The organism is Intrasporangium sp. (assembly GCF_035280925.1).
Lineage (GTDB): Bacteria > Actinomycetota > Actinomycetes > Actinomycetales > Dermatophilaceae > Intrasporangium.
The window spans coordinates 1-2892 of sequence record NZ_DATEEY010000214.1 but is presented as its reverse complement, the minus strand read 5'-3'; the positions used below and the strand labels follow the sequence as shown (position 1 = coordinate 2892).

At 68.9% G+C, this 2892-nt stretch carries 4 protein-coding genes; 3 read left to right on the top strand and 1 reads right to left on the bottom strand.

Going from position 1 to position 2892, the window contains the following annotated elements:
* Positions 1–439: 439 nt before the first annotated feature.
* Genes VJN29_RS19280 through VJN29_RS19270 form a run of 3 tightly spaced genes read left to right on the top strand, consistent with a single transcriptional unit; the run spans position 440 to position 2022 of the window.
* Entirely contained in the window at positions 440–1045 is a 606-nt protein-coding gene (locus VJN29_RS19280) for a sulfite oxidase-like oxidoreductase (RefSeq protein WP_324145263.1), read from the top strand.
* Complete coding sequence (locus tag VJN29_RS19275) at positions 1015–1761, top strand: ferredoxin reductase (protein WP_324145262.1); 747 nt, start codon at positions 1015–1017, stop codon at positions 1759–1761. The genes VJN29_RS19280 and VJN29_RS19275 overlap by 31 nt, the downstream gene beginning before the upstream one ends.
* A gap of 3 nt (positions 1762–1764) precedes the next feature.
* Complete coding sequence (locus VJN29_RS19270; protein WP_324145261.1) at positions 1765–2022, top strand: DUF6510 family protein; 258 nt, start codon at positions 1765–1767, stop codon at positions 2020–2022.
* A 437-nt stretch (positions 2023–2459) separates the two neighbouring features.
* On the opposite strand, the gene VJN29_RS19265 is transcribed toward VJN29_RS19270, so the two are convergent.
* Positions 2460–2892, bottom strand: a 433-nt coding sequence (locus tag VJN29_RS19265) for a carboxymuconolactone decarboxylase family protein (protein ID WP_324145260.1), incomplete at its 5' end; no start/stop codon positions are given.

Genomic DNA, 2892 nt, shown 5'->3' with positions numbered 1-2892 from the left:
TCACGTGGCCAGCAGCGGCGAAGTACCAGGGACGAAGGCTCACTCGAGCCGCCTGCTCGATCGGCCAGTCGTGCGGCTCGCTCATCAGACATCACCTCCTGCTCGATACAAGCGGCATCGCCCTACAACGCCGCTCGCACTTCAATGACCTGCTCCGTAATCTAGCCGCATCTTGGCCACACGCGAGCTGACGCCGTCCGGTGTGGCTTCGTCGTTTCTACTTGTTGGAGGGCGGGTCTGTGCGCCTGGTGGCGAGCGTTTCTGCGAGTTGCGCGCGCGAGGTAATGCCGAGTTTGGGAAAGACCCCGGTACAGGTGGGTACACATCGGAGAGGACGTCCACGATCAACCTCACCGTAGGAGGTTTCGCCGACCCGACGCTCGGACTCGCTGCCTAGCGAGACCTGCAAGGGTTGGTCCGTTCCGATGAAGGAGGCGAGATGCCACCCATCATCTCGCGGGGCTTCCGCGGCCGCCGCGACGACGCGCCGAGCGGCCGGGTGCCGCCCGGCCAGTACCTGACCAGAGACTTTCCCGTCCTCTCTGCCGGCCCGACTCCGCACCGGCCGCTCGAGCTGTGGGACTTCTCGATCGTCGGGGAGGTGGACGAGCCGCGCCGCTGGACCTGGGAGGAGTTTCGTGCGATGCCGAGCGAGGAGGTCACCGTCGACATCCACTGCGTGACCAAGTGGTCCAAGCTGGACACCGTCTGGCAGGGGGTCTCGGTCGACACGCTGCTCGACGGCGTCGAGACCGCCGCCGAGTACGTCGTCCAGTTCAGCGATGGCGGCTACACGACCAACCTGCCCCTCGACGACGTCACCGGCGGCAAGGCATGGGTCGCGTTCGCCTACGACGGCGAGCCGCTCGAGCCCGAGCACGGCGGCCCGGCGCGCATGCTCGTGCCCCACCTGTACTTCTGGAAGAGCGCGAAGTGGGTCCGCGGGCTGCGCCTCTCGGCGACCGACGAGCCCGGCTTCTGGGAGGTCAACGGCTACCACAACTACGGCGATCCATGGCAAGAGCAGCGGTACTGGGGCGACTGATGTGGCGGGTCGCAGAGGTCGTCAACGTCGTCCCCCAGACGCCTGGGGTCAAGACGATCGCCTTCGACGTGCCCGGCTGGCCCGGACATCGGGCGGGCCAGCACGTCGACGTCCGCCTCACCGCCGAGGACGGCTACCAGGCGCAGCGCAGTTACTCGATCGCCTCGGTGCCCGACGGCACCCGCCTCCAGCTGACCGTCGAGCGGCTGGAGGACGGCGTGGTCTCGCCCTACCTGACCGACGAGCTCCGACCGGGCGACCGGATCGAGCTCCGCGGCCCCGTCGGCGGCTGGTTCGTCTGGGAACCGGCGCAGGGCGGGCCGCTGCTGCTGGTCGCCGGAGGCTCGGGCGTCGTGCCGCTGATGGCGATGATCCACGCCCGTGCCGCCGCCGGCAGCGACGTCGACACGCGCTTGCTCTTGTCCTCCCGCAGCTGGGAGGACGTCATCTACCGCGAGGAGCTCGAGCGGCTCGGCGGCGACGGCCTCGCGGTCATCCACACCCTGACGCGGTCGCAACCGCCGGGCTGGACGGGCTATGCGCGCCGCGTGGACGCCGAGATGCTCGCCGAGGTCGGCCCGAGCCCGACCGAGCGGCCGGGCGTCTACGTTTGCGGCCCGACGCCGTTCGTCGAGGCCGTCGCCGAGGCGCTCGTGCAGCTCGGGCACGAGCCGCACCGGGTCAAGACCGAGCGATTTGGACCGACGGGAGGGTGAGAGATGGACGCTTTGATGCTGGACGGCAACGCGGTCGCCGGTCTTCTCCAAGAGGTGTTCGCGGTCGAGATGACCACCGCGATCGGGACGTGCAACACGTGCGGCGCGACTGACCGGGTCGGGGCGCTCCACGTCTTTCGGGGCGCCGGAATCGTCATGCGCTGCCCGCACTGCGACAACGCCCTCGTGACCATCGTCGAAGACGGCCCACGCGTGTGGATGGGCTTCGCGGGAATGCGCACGCTGCAAGTCACCATTTAGCCTCCGCCGCGTCGCGTTACGGTGCGGCGGCGGGTGCCATGGCCTTTCATGGGCGCGACCGGCCGACCCGCGGATCACATCGCGTAGCTGGTCCACCGACACCCCGTCCCACGGAAACTCCACCATCCACCACGTAGCACCTGCCGATGCGTAGGGCGCCGGATCGGTGCCCACCGGCAGCGCCGCGGCGACGTCGAAGGGCTCCTTAGGTCCCTCCCGATCTCCCTGCGAACCGAGGCGAGCTCAGCGACGATCTCGGCGAGCTGGTCCGAGTGCTCGACGGCGACCGGCTCTCGACCGTTGCCGTGCACTGCAAGGTGTACTCGGTCGACTTCGGCCCCGGAACCCTGGGACCCCGACAGGAGCAACGACGCCGTCGCTGTTCGCAGCCTGGTGTTCGCTGGCGGCGTGCATCGCGGCTTGGCAGGTGAGCGGGTTCACGACATCGCCTGCTCGGCGAGCCCGGGGCTGGCGCCCTCGGCCAGCTTGAGTCGGGTCCAGACATTCATGTTGATGACGATCCCGATGATCTCGAGGATCTCCTCCTGCGAGAAGTGCTCGGCGAGCGCGTCGTGACGGGCACCGAAAGCATCGGCGACGGTCGCGTCGGCGACGCGAGTGATCGCCTCGGCATAGGCGAAGGCGGCGCGGGCGGCGTCGTCGTGGAAGTCGGTCTCCCACCACGCGGTCAGGGTATCGATTACCGGTCGGGGGATGCCGGCGTCGCGTGCGGCCTCGTAGTGGAGGTTGAGGCAGTAGGTGCAGTTGTTGATCTGCGACACCCGCAGGCGCAGGAGTTGGGCGAGCTTGCGGTCGATGCGCAGGTTGGCCTTGTAGCCGAAGGCGTCGGCGCCGTGGCGGGCGAGCTGG

Bases quoted from the DNA above. Each gene is read 5' to 3' on its own strand.
- VJN29_RS19275 (WP_324145262.1), top strand. From the start codon at position 1,015: ATGGCAAGAGCAGCGGTACTGGGGCGACTGATGTGGCGGGTCGCAGAG.
- VJN29_RS19270 (WP_324145261.1), top strand. From the start codon at position 1,765: ATGGACGCTTTGATGCTGGACGGCAACGCGGTCGCCGGTCTTCTCCAA.
- VJN29_RS19280 (WP_324145263.1), top strand. From the start codon at position 440: ATGCCACCCATCATCTCGCGGGGCTTCCGCGGCCGCCGCGACGACGCG.